General features: G+C 65.7%; 13 protein-coding genes and 1 tRNA gene. All 14 read left to right on the top strand.

The annotated features are described in order from the left end of the window. The first annotated feature begins 7 nt into the window (after positions 1-7). The 14 genes from KF796_00295 (at position 8) to KF796_00230 (ending at position 16,469) form a co-directional block, all read left to right on the top strand. Positions 8-83 (top strand) — tRNA-Trp (locus KF796_00295). A 149-nt stretch (positions 84-232) separates the two neighbouring features. Then, positions 233-616, top strand: a complete 384-nt coding sequence (secE, locus tag KF796_00290; GenBank protein MBX3585054.1) for a preprotein translocase subunit SecE — start codon at positions 233-235, stop codon at positions 614-616. Then, the gene (gene nusG / locus KF796_00285) at positions 617-1,204 is read left to right on the top strand and encodes a transcription termination/antitermination protein NusG (protein ID MBX3585053.1); all 588 of its coding nucleotides are present in this window, start codon (positions 617-619) and stop codon (positions 1,202-1,204) included. Between the two features lie 112 nt (positions 1,205-1,316). Then, positions 1,317-1,748, top strand: coding sequence for a 50S ribosomal protein L11 (gene rplK, locus KF796_00280; GenBank protein MBX3585052.1), 432 nt, complete (start codon positions 1,317-1,319; stop codon positions 1,746-1,748). Then, on the top strand, positions 1,749-2,444 hold the full coding sequence (gene rplA / locus KF796_00275) for a 50S ribosomal protein L1 (protein ID MBX3585051.1): 696 nt from the start codon (positions 1,749-1,751) through the stop codon (positions 2,442-2,444). 228 nt (positions 2,445-2,672) lie between these two features. Continuing rightward, entirely contained in the window at positions 2,673-3,206 is a 534-nt protein-coding gene (gene rplJ, locus KF796_00270) for a 50S ribosomal protein L10 (protein MBX3585050.1), read from the top strand. 38 nt (positions 3,207-3,244) lie between these two features. After that, complete coding sequence (gene rplL / locus KF796_00265; GenBank protein ID MBX3585049.1) at positions 3,245-3,619, top strand: 50S ribosomal protein L7/L12; 375 nt, start codon at positions 3,245-3,247, stop codon at positions 3,617-3,619. A gap of 250 nt (positions 3,620-3,869) precedes the next feature. Then, positions 3,870-7,982 carry a DNA-directed RNA polymerase subunit beta gene (rpoB, locus tag KF796_00260; protein ID MBX3585048.1) on the top strand — a complete coding sequence of 1,371 codons (4,113 nt, stop codon included), beginning with the start codon at positions 3,870-3,872 and terminating at the stop codon, positions 7,980-7,982. 19 nt (positions 7,983-8,001) lie between these two features. Then, positions 8,002-12,225: a DNA-directed RNA polymerase subunit beta' gene (rpoC, locus tag KF796_00255; GenBank protein ID MBX3585047.1), complete on the top strand. Its 4,224-nt coding sequence runs from the start codon at positions 8,002-8,004 to the stop codon at positions 12,223-12,225. A gap of 113 nt (positions 12,226-12,338) precedes the next feature. Further along, on the top strand, positions 12,339-12,899 hold the full coding sequence (locus KF796_00250) for a LemA family protein (protein MBX3585046.1): 561 nt from the start codon (positions 12,339-12,341) through the stop codon (positions 12,897-12,899). Between the two features lie 5 nt (positions 12,900-12,904). Continuing rightward, positions 12,905-13,246 (top strand): cytochrome C, encoded by a 342-nt coding sequence (locus KF796_00245; protein ID MBX3585045.1) that lies wholly within the window; start codon positions 12,905-12,907, stop codon positions 13,244-13,246. A gap of 10 nt (positions 13,247-13,256) precedes the next feature. Beyond that, positions 13,257-14,531 carry an FAD-dependent oxidoreductase gene (locus tag KF796_00240; protein ID MBX3585044.1) on the top strand — a complete coding sequence of 425 codons (1,275 nt, stop codon included), beginning with the start codon at positions 13,257-13,259 and terminating at the stop codon, positions 14,529-14,531. Then, positions 14,531-15,880: a 16S rRNA (cytosine(967)-C(5))-methyltransferase RsmB gene (rsmB, locus tag KF796_00235; protein MBX3585043.1), complete on the top strand. Its 1,350-nt coding sequence runs from the start codon at positions 14,531-14,533 to the stop codon at positions 15,878-15,880. Before KF796_00240 ends, rsmB begins: the two co-directional genes overlap by 1 nt. 85 nt (positions 15,881-15,965) lie before the next feature. Further along, positions 15,966-16,469 carry a DUF4390 domain-containing protein gene (locus KF796_00230; protein ID MBX3585042.1) on the top strand — a complete coding sequence of 168 codons (504 nt, stop codon included), beginning with the start codon at positions 15,966-15,968 and terminating at the stop codon, positions 16,467-16,469. Positions 16,470-16,555 lie beyond the last annotated feature (86 nt).

The following is a 16,555-nucleotide window of genomic DNA, read 5'->3' as shown; positions in this document are numbered from 1 at the left end:
ATTTCGTAGGGGTATAGCTCAATTGGCAGAGCGTCGGTCTCCAAAACCGAAGGTTGTAGGTTCGATTCCTACTGCCCCTGCCACTTGGGTGTGGCACCCGCCAGGCCCCTGGCGAAGCGTCTGAAACCAAAGCCCGTCCTACCCGGCGGTGACCCCAAAAAGAACCCGCCGCGACCCGGCGGGTTTGGCGCCTTCAAAGGCGCGTTGAGCTAGAAGCAGGAAAACGCCAAAAATGGCCACTTCGCAAGTTGAAACCGTCAGTTCCGCAGCCGACAAGGCCAAGCTGGCCGCTGTGGTGGCTCTGGTCATTGCGGCGGTGGCGGGCTTCTACCTGCTTGGCAAACAGGGCCCGGTCGCCCAGTGGGGCGCCTTGCTGGTGGGTCTGGGTGCCGCGGTGGTGGTCTTTGTGACCTCCGAGCGCGGCAAGGAATTCGTGGCCTTCGGGCGCGACGCCTGGCGCGAAGTCAAGAAAGTGGTCTGGCCCACCCGCAAGGAAGCGATCCAGATGACCGCCTATGTCATTGCATTTTGCGCGGTCATGGCCATCTTCCTGTGGCTCACCGACAAAACGCTGGAATGGCTGTTCTACGACATCATTCTTGGCTGGAAGAAGTAAATGACTGAAGCTGAAACCCCTGCCGTCGACTCCGCACCCGCCGCCCCGGTCAACCCGGACCTGCGCTGGTATGTCGTCCATGCCTACTCGGGCATGGAGAAAGCGGTGGAGCGCAACATCATCGAGCGCATCAACCGGGCCGGCATGCAGAGCAAGTTCGGCCGCATCCTGGTGCCCACCGAAGAAGTGGTCGAGGTCAAGAACGGCCAGAAGCGCACCACCGAGCGCCGCTTTTTCCCGGGCTACGTGCTGGTCGAGATGATCATGGACGACGAGTCCTGGCACCTGGTGAAGCACACCAACAAGGTGACCGGCTTTGTCGGCGGCGCCAAGAACCGCCCGGCCCCGATCTCCGAGGAAGAAGTCCAGAAGATCGTGAGCCAGATGCAGGAAGGCACCGACAAGCCGCGCCACAAGGTGGAGTTTGTCGTGGGCGAGTACGTGCGCGTCAAGGACGGCCCGTTCACCGACTTCAACGGCACGGTCGAGGAAGTCAACTACGAAAAGAGCAAGGTTCGCGTGTCGGTCACGATTTTCGGTCGTGCCACGCCCGTCGAACTCGAATTCAGTCAGGTCGAAAAAACCTGACGCCCGCATCCGCACTTTTCGACTCGGTGCGGAATCGGTCTTGTTGAGTCGTTAACCCCCGGGGAGCCGTGGCCACCGAGCCCAGGCGCTATCACCCGCAAGGAGTAAAACCATGGCGAAAAAAATCGTCGGTTTTGTCAAGCTGCAAGTTCCAGCCGGCAAGGCCAATCCCTCACCGCCCATCGGCCCGGCCCTGGGCCAGCGTGGCCTGAACATCATGGAGTTCTGCAAGGCGTTCAACGCCCAGACCCAGGGTGTTGAGCCCGGTCTGCCGCTGCCGGTGGTGATCACCGCGTTCGCGGACAAGAGCTTCACCTTCATCATCAAGACCCCGCCCGCGACGGTCCTGATCAAGAAGGCGGTCAAGCTCGAAAAGGGTTCGTCCACGCCCCACAGCAACAAGGTCGGCAAGATCACCCGGGCCCAGCTCGAGGAAATCGCCAAGACCAAGCTCAAGGACATGAACGCCGCGAGCGTGGATGCCGCCATCCGCACGCTGGCTGGTTCCGCCCGTTCCATGGGCATCACGGTGGAGGGCCTCTAAATGACCAAGCTCACCAAGAAACAAAAGGGCCTGCAGGGCAAGGTTGACAGCACCAAGCTGTACGCCCTGACCGACGCGCTGGCCATCGTCAAGGAAGCCGCCACGGCCAAGTTCGACGAGTCCATCGATGTGGCCGTCCAGCTGGGCATTGACGCCAAGAAGTCCGACCAGGTGGTGCGTGGCGCCGTGGTGCTGCCCAATGGCACCGGCAAGACCAAGCGCGTGGCCGTGTTCGCCCAGGGCGCCAAGGCCGAGGAAGCCAAGGCCGCCGGCGCCGACATCGTCGGCATGGACGACCTGGCCGCCATGGTCAAGGCCGGCGACATGCCCTTTGACGTGGTGATTGCCGCCCCTGACGCGATGCGCGTGGTCGGTACTCTGGGCCAGATCCTGGGCCCGCGCGGCCTGATGCCCAACCCCAAGGTCGGCACCGTGACGCCCGACGTGGCCACCGCGGTGAAGAACGCCAAGGCAGGCCAGGTCCAGTTCCGCGTCGACAAGGCCGGCATCGTGCACGGCACGATCGGCCGCCGTTCGTTCGACACCGACAAGCTGCAGGGCAACCTGGCGGCGCTGGTGGATGCGCTCAACAAGGCCAAGCCTGCGTCGAGCAAGGGTGTGTACCTGAGGAAAGTCGCGGTCTCGTCGACGATGGGTGTGGGTGTCCGCGTGGACACGCAAACCATCTCGGCGTAATCGCAGAGGAATGGTGGGTCGCCGGTGCAAGCCGGCGAGCCATCCAAGACCGTTGGTGCGGAGCGATCCGCTTAATTGACCAGCCCCGGGGTTCGCCCCGGTGCCCAGCCAACGCAGATGGCGATCCCGCTGAAGATGGAATTGCAAGATTTCGGAAAACAGTTGGTCGCTGCAAGAAGGCGTGCTGAAAGGTCCCCGGACCCGACGGCACTTTAAAAGGAGTAGACCTTGAGTCTGAATCGCAGTGAGAAAGAAGCGGTCATTGAAGAAGTGACCGGCCTCGCCGCAAAAGCTCAAACGCTGGTGATGGCGGAATACCGCGGCATCACGGTCGCTGACATGACCAGACTGCGTAACGATGCGCGCAGCAAGGGCGTGAACCTGAGCGTGTTGAAAAACACCCTGGCTCGCCGTGCTGTCGCAGGGAGCGCGTTTGAAGTCGTCGGTGACCAGATGACCGGTCCGCTGATCTATGGCTTCTCTGTGGATGCTGTGGCCGCCGCCAAGGTGGTGGCCGACTTCGCGAAAACCAACGACAAGCTGGTGATTCGCGGTGGCGCATTCGCGGGCAAGGCCCTGGATGTCAACGGTGTGAAACAGCTGGCCAACATTCCCTCCAAGGACGTGTTGCTGGCTCAGCTTTGTGGCCTGTTGATGTCGCCCATCTCGCGCACCGCCGTGGTGCTTGGCGCATTGGCAGCGAAAAAGGGTGGTGGCGCTGAAGCCGCTCCCGAGGCAGCCCCTGAACCCGCCGCCGCCTGATCGGCCCGGCAGGAACCCAACTTATTTAGGAAATCAAAATGGCATTCGATAAAGACGCATTTTTGACCTCGCTGGACAGCATGACGGTCATGGAACTCAACGACCTGGTGAAAGCCATCGAAGAGAAGTTTGGCGTGAGCGCCGCGGCCATGGCCGCGCCCGCTGCTGGTGGTGGCGCTGCCGCCCCCGCCGCCGAAGAGAAGACCGAATTCAACGTGATGCTGCTTGAGGCCGGCGCCAACAAGGTGTCGGTCATCAAGGCCGTGCGCGAAATCACCGGCCTGGGCCTCAAGGAAGCCAAGGACATGGTTGATGGCGCGCCCAAGGCCGTCAAGGAAGGCGTGTCCAAGGCTGACGCCGACGCCGCCAAGAAGAAGCTCGAAGAAGCTGGCGCGAAGGTCGAACTCAAGTAATTGGGTTCCCCTCAGAAGGCTGGAGTGCCCCCAGGGGTCTCCAGCCTTTGGTGCTTACAGAGCGCACCAAAAAACACCGTTGCCAACGATGTTTTTTTGTGTCTTCTGACCCCGACTGCAGAAGATGCCTTGGTACGGGCCGTGTGCAATGCGCGGCCGTCCGCCATGGTTGGTAGTGGCCAACCCGCCAAGATCGTCGAGACCGACGCGACAGTTGCTGAAGACCTCTCAAGCCCGTGGAGAAGATCTAATGGCCTACACCTATACCGAACGCAAGCGCATCCGCAAGAGTTTCGGCAGCCGCGACAGCGTGCTGGAAGTTCCTTACCTGTTGCAGATGCAGAAGGACGCGTACACCGCGTTCCTGCAGGCTGACTCCGCCCCGCAAAAACGGACCGTTGAAGGTCTGCAGGCGGCGTTTGACGCTGCCTTCCCCATCGTCTCGCACAACGGGTTTGTCGAGATGAAGTTCATCGAATACAACCTGGCCAAGCCGGCCTTCGACGTGCGCGAGTGCCAGACCCGCGGGCTGACCTTCGCGTCGGCCGTGCGCGCCAAGGTGCAGCTGATCATCTATGACCGCGAGTCCTCGACGCCGCAGTCCAAGGTGGTCAAGGAAGTGAAGGAGCAGGAAGTCTACATGGGCGAAGTGCCCCTGATGACCGACAAGGGCTCGTTCATCATCAACGGCACCGAGCGCGTGATCGTCTCGCAGCTGCACCGCTCGCCGGGCGTGTTCTTCGAGCACGACAAGGGCAAGACCCACAGCTCGGGCAAGCTGCTGTTTTCAGCGCGCATCATCCCCTACCGTGGCTCCTGGCTCGACTTCGAGTTCGACCCCAAGGACATCCTGTACTTCCGCGTGGACCGCCGCCGCAAGATGCCGGTCACGATCCTGCTCAAGGCCATCGGCCTGAACCCCGAGTCCATCCTGGCGAACTTCTTCGTCAATGACAACTTCCGCCTGATGGACAGCGGCGCGCAGATGGAATTCGTCGCCGAGCGCCTGCGCGGCGAGGTGGCGCGCTTCGACATCACCGACAAGTCCGGCAAGGTCGTGGTCGCCAAGGACAAGCGTGTCACGGCCCGCCACACCCGCGAACTGGAGCAGTCCGGCACCACGCACATCAGCGTGCCCGAAGACTTCCTGGTGGGCCGCGTGGTCGCGCGCAACATCGTCGACGCCGACACCGGCGAGATCATCGCCAAGGCCAATGACGAGCTGACCGAAGCCCTGCTCAAGAAGCTGCGCACGGCCGGCGTGCAGGATCTGCAGGTCATCTACACCAACGAACTCGACCAGGGCGCGTACATGTCGCAGACCCTGCGCATCGACGAAACGGTGGACGAGTTCGCCGCCCGCGTGGCCATCTACCGCATGATGCGCCCCGGCGAGCCGCCGACCGAAGACGCCGTGCAGGCCCTGTTTCAGCGCCTGTTCTACAACCCGGACACCTACGACCTGTCGCGCGTGGGCCGCATGAAGTTCAACGCCAAGATGGGCCGCGACGAATCCACGGGCCCGATGGTGCTGACCAATGAGGATATTTTGGCCGTGGTCAAGATCCTGGTGGACCTGCGCAACGGCAACGGCGAGGTCGATGACATCGACCACCTGGGCAACCGCCGCGTGCGCTGCGTCGGTGAACTGGCCGAAAACCAGTACCGCACCGGCCTGGCCCGCATCGAGAAGGCCGTCAAGGAACGCCTCGGCCAGGCCGAGCAGGACCCGCTGATGCCGCACGACCTGATCAACTCCAAGCCGATTTCCGCGGCGCTCAAGGAGTTCTTCGGTGCCTCGCAGTTGTCGCAGTTCATGGACCAGACCAACCCGCTGTCCGAGATCACGCACAAGCGTCGCGTCTCGGCCCTGGGCCCGGGCGGCCTGACCCGCGAGCGCGCCGGCTTCGAGGTGCGCGACGTGCACGTCACCCACTACGGCCGTGTCTGCCCCATTGAAACGCCTGAAGGCCCGAACATCGGCCTGATCAACTCGCTGGCCCTGTACGCCCGCCTCAACGAGTACGGCTTCATCGAGACGCCGTACCGCCGGGTGGTGGACGGCAAGGTCACCATGGACATCGACTACCTGTCGGCCATCGAGGAAGGCAAGTACGTGATCGCCCAGGCCAACGCCACGCTCGACAAGGACGGCAAGCTGGCCGACGAGCTGGTGTCCGCCCGCGAAAAGGGTGAATCCATCCTCTGCGGCGCGGACCGCGTGCAGTACATGGACGTGTCGCCCGCGCAGATCGTGTCGGTGGCCGCCTCGCTGGTGCCCTTCCTGGAGCACGACGATGCGAACCGCGCGCTGATGGGCGCCAACATGCAGCGCCAGGCCGTGCCCGTGCTGCGCCCCGAGAAAGCCTTTGTCGGCACCGGCATCGAGCGCGTCTCGGCGGTGGACTCCGGCACCGTGGTCACCGCCAACCGCGGCGGCGTGGTGGACTACGTGGACGCCACCCGCATCGTGGTGCGCGTGAACGATGCCGAAGCGCAGGCCGGTGAAGTGGGTGTGGACATCTACAACCTGATCAAGTACCAGCGTTCCAACCAGAACACCAACATCCACCAGCGCCCGATCGTCAAGCGCGGCGACCAGATCGCCAGGGGCGATGTGATCGCTGACGGCGCCTCGACCGACATCGGCGAGCTGGCGCTGGGCCAGAACATGCTGGTGGCCTTCATGCCCTGGAACGGCTACAACTTCGAAGACTCGATCCTGATCTCCGAGCGCGTGGTGGCCGACGACCGCTACACCTCGATCCACATCGAGGAGCTGGTGGTCATGGCCCGCGACACCAAGCTGGGTGCCGAGGAAATCACGCGCGACATCCCCAATCTGTCGGAGCAGCAGCTCAACCGGCTGGACGAGTCGGGCATCATCTACGTGGGCGCCGAAGTGCAGCCCGGCGACACGCTGGTCGGCAAGGTCACGCCCAAGGGCGAGACCACGCTCACGCCTGAAGAGAAGCTGCTGCGCGCGATCTTCGGCGAGAAGGCCTCCGACGTGAAGGACACCTCGCTGCGCGTGGACCAGGGCTCACAAGGCACCGTGATCGACGTGCAGGTGTTCACCCGCGAAGGCATCACGCGCGACAAGCGCGCCCAGCAGATCATCGACGACGAGCTCAAACGCTTCCGCCTCGACCTGAACGACCAGCTGCGCATTGTCGAAGCCGACGCGTTCGACCGGATCGAGAAGCTGCTCAATGGCAAGGTCGCCAACGGTGGCCCGCAGAAGCTGGCCAAGGGCACCAAGATCGACAAGGCCTACCTGGCCTCGGTGGAGAAATTCCACTGGTTCGACATCCGCCCCGCCGATGACGACGTGGCCTCGCAGCTCGAGTCCATCAAGAACTCGATCGAACAGCAGCGTCACAGCTTCGACCTGGCCTTCGAGGAAAAGCGCAAGAAGCTCACGCAGGGCGACGAGCTGCCCGCTGGCGTGCTCAAGATGGTCAAGGTCTACCTGGCCGTCAAGCGCCGCCTGCAGCCCGGCGACAAGATGGCCGGCCGCCACGGCAACAAGGGCGTGGTGTCCAAGATCGTTCCGGTCGAGGACATGCCCTACATGGCCGATGGCACGCCGTGCGACATCGTGCTCAACCCGCTGGGCGTGCCTTCGCGCATGAACGTGGGCCAGGTGCTGGAAGTGCACCTGGGCTGGGCCGCCAAGGGCATTGGCCAGCGCATCGGTGACATGCTGCAGGCCGAAGCCAAGGTGGCCGAGCTGCGCAAGTTCATGGACGAGCTGTACAACAGCTCGGGCCGCAAGGAAGACCTGGCCAAGCTGTCCGACGCCGATGTGCTGGAGATGGCCGGCAACCTGTCCAAGGGTGTTCCGTTCGCCACGCCGGTGTTCGATGGCGCCTCGGAAGAGGAAATCCGCGCCATGCTGAAGCTGGCGTTCCCCGACGACATCGTCAAGGCCAAGGGCCTGACGGCCACGCGCACCCAGGCCCACCTGTACGACGGGCGCACCGGTGATGCCTTCGAGCGCCCGACCACGGTCGGCTACATGCACGTGCTCAAGCTGCACCACCTGGTGGACGACAAGATGCACGCCCGCTCGACCGGCCCGTACTCGCTGGTCACGCAGCAGCCGCTGGGCGGCAAGGCCCAGTTCGGCGGCCAGCGCTTCGGCGAGATGGAAGTCTGGGCGCTCGAGGCCTACGGCGCCGCCTACGTGCTGCAGGAAATGCTCACGGTGAAGTCCGACGACGTGCAGGGCCGCACCAAGGTGTACGAGTCCATCGTCAAGGGTGAGCACTCGATCGAGGCCGGCATGCCGGAATCGTTCAACGTGCTGGTCAAGGAAATTCGTTCGCTCGGTATCGACATCGAGCTCGAGCGCTCTTAATTTGAAGGGATAGAGTCACATGAAATCACTACTCGACCTGTTCAAGCAATTCACACCCGACGAGCATTTCGATGCGATCCGCATCGGCATGGCGTCGCCCGAAAAGATCCGCTCGTGGTCCTTCGGCGAGGTGAAGAAGCCCGAGACCATCAACTACCGCACCTTCAAGCCCGAGCGCGACGGCCTGTTCTGCGCCAAGATCTTCGGGCCCATCAAGGACTACGAATGCCTGTGCGGCAAGTACAAGCGCCTGAAGCACCGCGGCGTGATCTGCGAGAAGTGCGGCGTTGAAGTCACGCAGACCAAGGTGCGCCGCGAGCGCATGGGCCACATCGACCTGGCCGCGCCCTGCGCCCACATCTGGTTCCTGAAGTCCCTGCCGTCGCGCCTGGGCCTGGTGCTGGACATGACGCTGCGCGACATCGAGCGCGTGCTGTACTTTGAAGCCTACGTGGTGACCGACCCCGGCATGACCCCGCTGAAGAAATTCGGCATCATGTCCGAGGACGACTACGACGCCAAGCGCAAGGAATACGGCGACGAATTCATCGCCAAGATGGGCGCCGAAGGCATCAAGGACCTGCTCGAAGGCATCGACATCGACGACTCGATCGAGAAGCTGCGCGGCGACCTGACCGGCTCCGAAGTCAAGGTCAAGAAGAACGCCAAGCGCCTGAAGGTGCTTGAAGCTTTCAAGAAGTCCGGCATCAAGCCCCAGTGGATGGTGATGGACGTGCTGCCCGTGCTGCCGCCGGACCTGCGTCCGCTGGTGCCGCTGGACGGCGGCCGCTTCGCGACCTCGGACCTGAACGACCTGTACCGCCGCGTCATCAACCGCAACAGCCGCCTGCGCCGCCTGCTGGAGCTCAAGGCACCCGAGATCATTGCGCGCAACGAAAAGCGCATGCTCCAGGAAGCCGTGGACAGCCTGCTGGACAACGGCCGCCGTGGCAAGGCCATGACGGGCGCCAACAAGCGCGCCCTGAAGTCGCTGGCCGACATGATCAAGGGCAAGAGCGGCCGCTTCCGCCAGAACTTGCTGGGCAAGCGGGTGGACTACTCCGGCCGTTCGGTGATCACCGTGGGCCCGACGCTCAAGCTGCACCAGTGCGGCCTACCCAAGCTGATGGCCCTGGAGCTGTTCAAGCCCTTCATCTTCTCGCGCCTGGAAGCCATGGGCATCGCGACCACGATCAAGGCCGCGAAGAAGGAAGTCGAATCCGGCACCCCGGTGGTCTGGGACATCCTGGAAGAGGTCATCAAGGAACACCCGGTCATGCTGAACCGGGCGCCCACGCTGCACCGCCTGGGCATCCAGGCCTTCGAGCCCATCCTGATCGAAGGCAAGGCCATCCAGCTGCACCCGCTGGTCTGCGCCGCCTTCAACGCCGACTTCGACGGCGACCAGATGGCCGTGCACGTGCCGCTGTCGGTGGAAGCGCAGATGGAAGCCCGCACGCTGATGCTGGCTTCCAACAACATCCTGTTCCCCGCCTCCGGCGAGCCGTCGATCGTGCCGTCGCAGGACGTGGTGCTGGGTCTGTACTACGCGACGCGTGACCGCATCAACGGCAAGGGCGAAGGGCTGATCTTCTCGGACATCGGTGAAGTCCAGCGCGCCTTCGACGCCGGCGAGGTCGACCTGACGGCCCGCGTCACGGTGCGCCTGACCGAATGGTCCAAGGACAAGGAGACGGGCGAGTTCACGCCGTCGACCAAGCTGGTCGAGACCACGGCCGGCCGCGCGCTGCTGTCCGAGATCCTGCCCAAGGGCCTGCCCTTCAGCAACATCAACAAGGCGCTGAAGAAGAAGGAAATCTCCAAGCTCATCAACGTCTCGTTCCGCAAGTGCGGCCTCAAGGAGACCGTGGTCTTCGCTGACAAGCTGCTGCAGAACGGCTTCCGCCTGGCGACCAAGGCCGGCATCTCGATCTGCATCGACGACATGCTGGTGCCGCCGCAAAAGGCGGAGATCATTGGCCGCGCCGAAAAGGAGGTCAAGGAGATCCAGCAGCAGTACGTGTCGGGTCTGGTGACCTCGGGCGAGCGCTACAACAAGGTGGTGGACATCTGGGGCAAGGCCGGTGACGAAGTCTCCAAGGTCATGATGGCCCAGCTGGCCAAGGAAAAGACCATCGATCGCCACGGCAAGGAAGTGGACCAGGAGTCGTTCAACTCCATCTACATGATGGCCGACTCCGGCGCCCGCGGTTCGGCAGCGCAGATCCGCCAGCTGGCCGGCATGCGCGGCCTGATGGCCAAGCCCGACGGCTCCATCATCGAGACGCCCATCACGGCCAACTTCCGTGAAGGCCTGAACGTGCTGCAGTACTTCATCTCCACCCACGGCGCCCGAAAGGGCCTGGCGGACACGGCGCTGAAGACGGCCAACTCGGGCTACCTCACGCGCCGCCTGGTGGACGTGACGCAGGATCTGGTCGTGATCGAGCAGGATTGCAACACGCATGACGGCTCGATGATGCGCGCCATCGTTGAAGGCGGCGAGGTGATCGAATCGCTGCGCGACCGCATCCTGGGCCGCACCGCGGCTGACGATGTGCTGCACCCCGAGACCCGCGCCGTGCTGGTCAAGGCCGGTGACATGCTCGACGAGGACCTGATCGAGGAACTCGAGACGGTGGGCGTGGACGAAGTCAAGGTCCGCACCGCGCTGACCTGCGCCACGCGCTTCGGCATCTGCGCCAAGTGCTATGGCCGTGACCTGGGCCGCGGCGGCCTGATCAATATCGGCGAGGCGGTTGGTGTGATCGCCGCGCAGTCGATCGGCGAGCCCGGCACGCAGCTGACCATGCGGACCTTCCACATCGGTGGCGCCGCCTCGCGCGCCGCCATCGCCTCCAGCGTGGAAGCCAAGTCCAACGGCGTGATCGGCTTCAACGCCACGATGCGCTACGTGACCAACAGCAAGGGCGAACTGGTGGTGATCGCCCGTTCCGGCGAGATCGTCATCCATGACGAGCATGGCCGCGAGCGCGAGCGCCACAAGGTGCCTTATGGCGCGACGCTGACGGTCAAGGCCGACCAGCAGGTCAAGGCCGGCCATGTGCTGGCCAACTGGGACCCGCTGACGCGCCCCATCATCACCGAGTTCGCCGGCCAGACAAAGTTCGAGAACGTCGAAGAAGGCATGACCGTGGCCAAGCAGGTGGACGAGGTCACCGGCCTGTCCACGCTGGTGGTGATCGACCCCAAGCGCCGCGGCGCCGCCAAGGTCATCCGCCCGCAGGTCAAGCTGATCGATGCCACCGGCAACGAAGTGAAGATCCCCGGCACCGACCACTCGGTGACCATCGGCTTCCAGGTGGGCGCGCTGATCCAGGTGCGTGACGGCCAGGACGTGGGCCCCGGCGAAGTGCTGGCCCGCATCCCGATCGAAGGCCAGAAGACCCGCGACATCACCGGCGGTCTGCCGCGGGTGGCCGAGCTGTTCGAGGCGCGTTCGCCCAAGGACAAGGGCCTGCTCGCCGAGATGACCGGCACGGTGTCGTTCGGCAAGGAAACCAAGGGCAAGATCCGGCTGCAGATCACCGACCCCGAAGGCAAGGTCTGGGAAGACCTCGTGCCCAAGGAAAAGAACATCCTGGTGCACGAAGGCCAGGTGGTCAACAAGGGTGAGTCCGTGGTCGACGGTCCGGCCGATCCGCAGGACATCCTGCGCCTGCTGGGCTCCGAGGAACTGGCGCGCTACATCGTGGACGAAGTGCAGGACGTGTACCGCCTGCAGGGCGTGAAGATCAACGACAAGCACATCGAGGTGATCGTTCGCCAGATGCTGCGCCGTGTCGTGGTCGAGAACCCCGGCGAGTCCGGCTACATCGGCGGCGAGCAGGTCGAGCGGTCCGAAATGCTCGACACCAACGACGCCCTGCGCAAGGACGACAAGCTCCCGGCGACGTTCAGCAACCTGTTGCTGGGCATCACCAAGGCCTCGCTGTCCACCGACTCGTTCATCTCCGCGGCTTCCTTCCAGGAAACCACGCGCGTGCTGACCGAAGCCGCCATCATGGGCAAGCGCGACGAGCTGCGTGGCCTGAAGGAAAACGTCATCGTCGGCCGCCTGATCCCCGCGGGCACCGGCCTGGCCTACCACCAGGCGCGCAAGGTCAAGGACGCGATGGACGAGGCCGAGCGCCGCGCCATTGCCGAGGCTGAAGCCGCTGACCTGGCCACCGCCACCGAGGCCGCTCCGGCCGAAGGCGGCGAGGCACCGGCCGCCGACTGACCGCTGCTAGCAAACTGATAGCGCCTCATGCCCTTTCACCGGGGGCATGAGGCGCTTTTTCTTTATAGTCGGCCCATGACCCCTGTCTTTTGCCTGGCCCGTGGAGAGCACCGATGACGGTGTCCCTGGTGCTGTGGTGCGGCGCTGCGCTCCTGCTGTTCTGGTCGGTGGGTGCCTACAACCGGCTGGTGCGCCTGCGCGCCGAAGCCAATGCCGCCTTTGCCGTGCTGGACGAGCACTGGACCCGCCAGATCGAGCTGGTGCATGCCAGCCTGCCCGACACCATGCGGCCGTCGCAGCTCACCCAGCCCGGCGACCTGATGGACGACCTGACCCAGCTGTGGGCCGGCCTGCGCGGCGCCGCCAGCCAGTTTGCCGCGTCGCTCGCGGCCTTGCGGCCGCACCCGCTGGACGCGGGCGCGGGCGCGGCCCTGGCCGCCGCCCAGGACGTGCTCGTCATGGCCTGGCAACGGGTTGAGGCCGAGGCCCACGACCTGGCGGGCGCCCCCGTGCCCGAGACCGTGACCGCGCGCTGGCAGGCCCTGATGCATGAAACCGCCAAGGCCCAGGCCCGCTTCAATGACGCCGTGACGCGCTACAACTTCGCCATTGCCCAGTTCCCGGCCGTGCTGCTGGCCTGGCTGTTCAGCTTCAAACCGGCCAGCACGCTGTGAACCCGATGGAACCTGTTTCCCCAAACATCTGGCGCCTGCTGGCCGCGCACCTGCTGGTGCTGGCCGGTGGCTTCGCGGGCCCGGCTGCGGCGCAAACGGCCGCCGAGTTGCAGCTTCGCGGCCTGGCGGCCACCTGCGCCGCCTGCCATGGCACGCAGGGGAGGGTGGCCGAAGGCTCCCGCCTGCCCGGCCTCGCGGGGCTGCCGGCCGAGGTGATGGTCCAGCAGCTGCGGGCGTTCCGCGACGGCACCCGGCCGGCCACCGTGATGCACCAGCTCAGCAAGGGCTACAGCGATGCGCAGATCACGCAGATCGCCGGCTACTTTGCCCGCCAGCCCGCGCGCTGAGGAACGCCCCATGCAAAGACGCACCCTGTTGTCATCCGCCGCTGCCCTGGGTCTGCTCGGGCTGGGCGCCTGCGCCGCCCGCCCGCCCGCCGCGCGGGCCCGGGTGGTGGTCATTGGCGGCGGCTATGGCGGCGCCACGGCCGCCAAGTACGTGCGCCTGCTGTCCGACTACCGCATGGACGTGACCCTGGTCGAGCCCGACCCGGCCTTTGTCTCCTGCCCGATGTCCAACCTCGTGCTGGGTGGCAGCAAGGGCATGGCCGACATCACCACGCCCTACACCGGACTCAGCCGGCACCACGGCGTGAACGTGGTCCGCGACCGGGCGAGCGCGGTGGACACGGTGCGGCGCCGGGTCACGCTGGACGGCGGCGCGGTCCTTCCCTATGACAAGCTGGTGGTGTCGCCCGGCGTCGAACTGCAATACGCCAAGGTGGCCGGCCTGCCGCAGGCGCAGGCGGCGGGCCGCATCCTGCAGGCCTGGAGCGCGGGCCCCGAAACGGCTGCGCTGCGCCGCCAGCTCGAGGCCATGCCCGATGGTGGCGTGTTCGCCATCACCATCCCCGAGGCGCCTTACCGCTGCCCGCCCGGCCCCTACGAACGGGCCTGCCAGGTGGCGTGGTACTTCAAGCAGGCCAAGCCGCGCAGCAAGGTGCTGGTCCTGGACGCCAACCCCGACATCACCTCCAAGGGGGCCTTGTTCCGCCGGGCCTGGGCCGAGCTGTACCCGGGCATGGTCGAATACCGCCCCCAGCACAACGCCGTGGCCGTGGATGCCGCCACGGGCGTGATGGGTTTTGACGTGCAGGACGACGTGCGCGCCGACGTGATCAATGCGCTGCCGCCCATGCGCGCCGGCCTGATCGCGGTGCAGGCCGGGCTCAACAACATGGCCGACCAGCGCTGGTGCGGCGTGGACTACCAGACCTTCGAGTCCACCGCCGCGCCCGACGTGCATGTGCTGGGCGACGCCATCCAGGTGGCGCCAGCCATGCCCAAGAGCGGCCACATGGCCAACAGCCAGGGCAAGGTGGCCGCCGCCGCCATCGTGGCCCGGCTGTCGGGCTGGGAGGTGAACCCGGCCCCCATGCTCAGCAACACCTGCTACAGCTTTGTCGATGACCAGCGCGCGGTGCACGTGGCCAGCGTGCATGCCTACGACGCCGCGCAAAAGACCTTCCTGCCCGTGCACGATGCCGGGGGCCTGAGCGCGGCGCCCAGTGAACTCGAAGGCGTGTACGCCATGGACTGGGCGCGCAACATCTGGGCCGACACCCTGGGCTGATGCGCATGAACGCCGCGCCCATTCCGCTGTGGCGGCAACTCCAGGCCACGGCCGGCGTGCTGGCGGCCGTGCGCGCGGGCCAGTCGGGCACGGCCGCGCTGGCGGCGGTGGACGCGGGCCTGCGCCCCGGGGTGCAGGCCCTGGCCTTCCAGGTGCTGCGCCAGCTGGGCCGGGCCGACGCGCTGCGCCGCCAGCTGGCCCGGCGCGCGCCGCCGCCCGCGGCCGATGCGCTGCTGGGCACGGCGCTGGCACTGGCCTGGGACGCGGCGCAGGCCCCCTACGAGGTGTTCACCCTGGTCAACCAGACGGTGGAGGCCGCCAAGCAGGGCGTGGGCACCCGGGCCCAGGCGGGCTTCATCAATGCCTGCCTGCGGCGCTTCCTGCGCGAGCGTGACGCCCTGGTGGCCGCCACCGACCCGGACCCCGTGGCCCAGTGGAACCACCCGCGCTGGTGGATCGACCGTGTGCGCAAGGACCACCCCACGCAGTGGCAGGCCATTTTGCGGGCCAACAACACGCCCGCGCCCATGACACTGCGTGTTAATCAGCGAAAAGTGGCTGGAGTCCAATACCAGCGGTCACTGGCAGCTATGAATTTAGTAGCAGAGCGGGCCGGTGAGCAGGGCCTGGTGCTGGCGCGTGCGCGGCCGGTCCAGGAGTTGCCGGGTTTTGCGGACGGCTTTTTCTCGGTGCAGGATGCGGCGGCCCAGCAGGCTGCGCCCCTGCTGCTGGGCGGGCTGCAGGCCGGCGCGCGCCCGCGCATCCTCGACGCCTGCGCCGCGCCGGGCGGCAAGACCGCGCACCTGCTGGAGCTGGCCGATGCCGATGTGACCGCGCTGGACATCGACCCCGCGCGCTGCGAGCGCATCCATGACACCCTGCAGCGCCTGGGCCTGCAGGCCCGCGTGCTGGCGGCCGATGCCGCCCGGCCCGCGGACTGGTGGGACGGCGAGCTGTTTGACGCCATCCTGCTGGACGCGCCCTGCACTGCCTCGGGCATCGTGCGGCGCCATCCCGACGTGCGCTGGCTGCGCCGCGAGAGCGATGTGGCGCAGCTCGCCGCCATCCAGGCGCGGCTGCTCAAGACGCTGTGGCCGCTGCTCAAACCCGGGGGCCGCCTGCTGTACTGCACCTGCTCGGTGTTCCGCGAGGAGGGCGATGTGCAGATTCAAACGTTTGTTGCACACAACACCGAGGCCTTATTGCTGCCATCGCCCGGCCATTTAATGCCCCAAACCGGGGCAAACGCCAACTCCGTCCCGGACAATCTGCAGAGTGACCACGACGGCTTTTTTTACGCACTGCTGGAAAAACGCATGCCGCCTCGTCAGGCTCAGCCAGGGTCTTGAGCGGGCTGCGCGCCTGGCCCTGGCGGGGCTGTTGCTCGCGTCGGCCGGGCTGGCGCGGGCCGACGTGCCGACCGAAATCTCGCAGATGCGGCTGGAGCGCACCGAAGACGGCGTGTTTCTCTCGGCCAGCGTCAAGTTCGAGCTGCCCGCGGTGGTGCAGGACGCGCTGCTCAAGGGCATCTCGATGTACTTCGTGGCCGAGGCCGAGGTCTTCCGCGACCGCTGGTACTGGTACGACAAGAAGCTGTCCACCACCGTGCGGCACATGCGCCTGTCGTACCAGCCGCTCACCCGCCGCTGGCGGCTGCATGTGGCGCCCGGCGCCATCAGCAACTCGGGCCTGGGGGTCACGCTGGGCCAGAACTTCGACTCGCTCGAAGAGGCGCTGGCCGTGATCCAGCGGGTCTCGCGCTGGAAGATCGCCGACGCGGCCGACATCGAACCCGAGTCGCGCCACAACGTCGACTTCCGGTTCCGGCTGGATGTGTCGCAGCTGCCGCGGCCGTTCCAGATCGGCGCCGTGGGCCAGCCCGACTGGCGCATTGCCGCCAGCCGCAACCAGCGGCTCACGGTCGAGAGCGTGCCGTGAGCGAGCCCTCGGTCGACGAGGCCGCCAGCCGGTTCTCGCTGCACAACTCGCGCGCCGTGCGCTGGGCCGTGGGCATTGGCGTGGCC

This window comes from Ramlibacter sp. (genome assembly GCA_019635435.1).
Classification (GTDB): Bacteria; Pseudomonadota; Gammaproteobacteria; order Burkholderiales; family Burkholderiaceae_C; genus JAHBZM01.
This window is presented reverse-complemented; position numbering and strand designations above follow the sequence as displayed.

What these genes read in the sequence shown, in the direction of transcription:
- rpoB (MBX3585048.1), top strand. Translation starts at nt 3,870, where the DNA reads ATGGCCTACACCTATACCGAACGCAAGCGCATCCGCAAGAGTTTCGGC.
- KF796_00230 (MBX3585042.1), top strand. Translation starts at nt 15,966, where the DNA reads ATGCGGCTGGAGCGCACCGAAGACGGCGTGTTTCTCTCGGCCAGCGTC.
- rsmB (MBX3585043.1), top strand. Translation starts at nt 14,531, where the DNA reads ATGCGCATGAACGCCGCGCCCATTCCGCTGTGGCGGCAACTCCAGGCC.
- rplL (MBX3585049.1), top strand. Translation starts at nt 3,245, where the DNA reads ATGGCATTCGATAAAGACGCATTTTTGACCTCGCTGGACAGCATGACG.
- KF796_00245 (MBX3585045.1), top strand. Translation starts at nt 12,905, where the DNA reads ATGGAACCTGTTTCCCCAAACATCTGGCGCCTGCTGGCCGCGCACCTG.
- rpoC (MBX3585047.1), top strand. Translation starts at nt 8,002, where the DNA reads ATGAAATCACTACTCGACCTGTTCAAGCAATTCACACCCGACGAGCAT.
- rplA (MBX3585051.1), top strand. Translation starts at nt 1,749, where the DNA reads ATGACCAAGCTCACCAAGAAACAAAAGGGCCTGCAGGGCAAGGTTGAC.
- KF796_00250 (MBX3585046.1), top strand. Translation starts at nt 12,339, where the DNA reads ATGACGGTGTCCCTGGTGCTGTGGTGCGGCGCTGCGCTCCTGCTGTTC.
- rplK (MBX3585052.1), top strand. Translation starts at nt 1,317, where the DNA reads ATGGCGAAAAAAATCGTCGGTTTTGTCAAGCTGCAAGTTCCAGCCGGC.
- secE (MBX3585054.1), top strand. Translation starts at nt 233, where the DNA reads ATGGCCACTTCGCAAGTTGAAACCGTCAGTTCCGCAGCCGACAAGGCC.
- nusG (MBX3585053.1), top strand. Translation starts at nt 617, where the DNA reads ATGACTGAAGCTGAAACCCCTGCCGTCGACTCCGCACCCGCCGCCCCG.
- KF796_00240 (MBX3585044.1), top strand. Translation starts at nt 13,257, where the DNA reads ATGCAAAGACGCACCCTGTTGTCATCCGCCGCTGCCCTGGGTCTGCTC.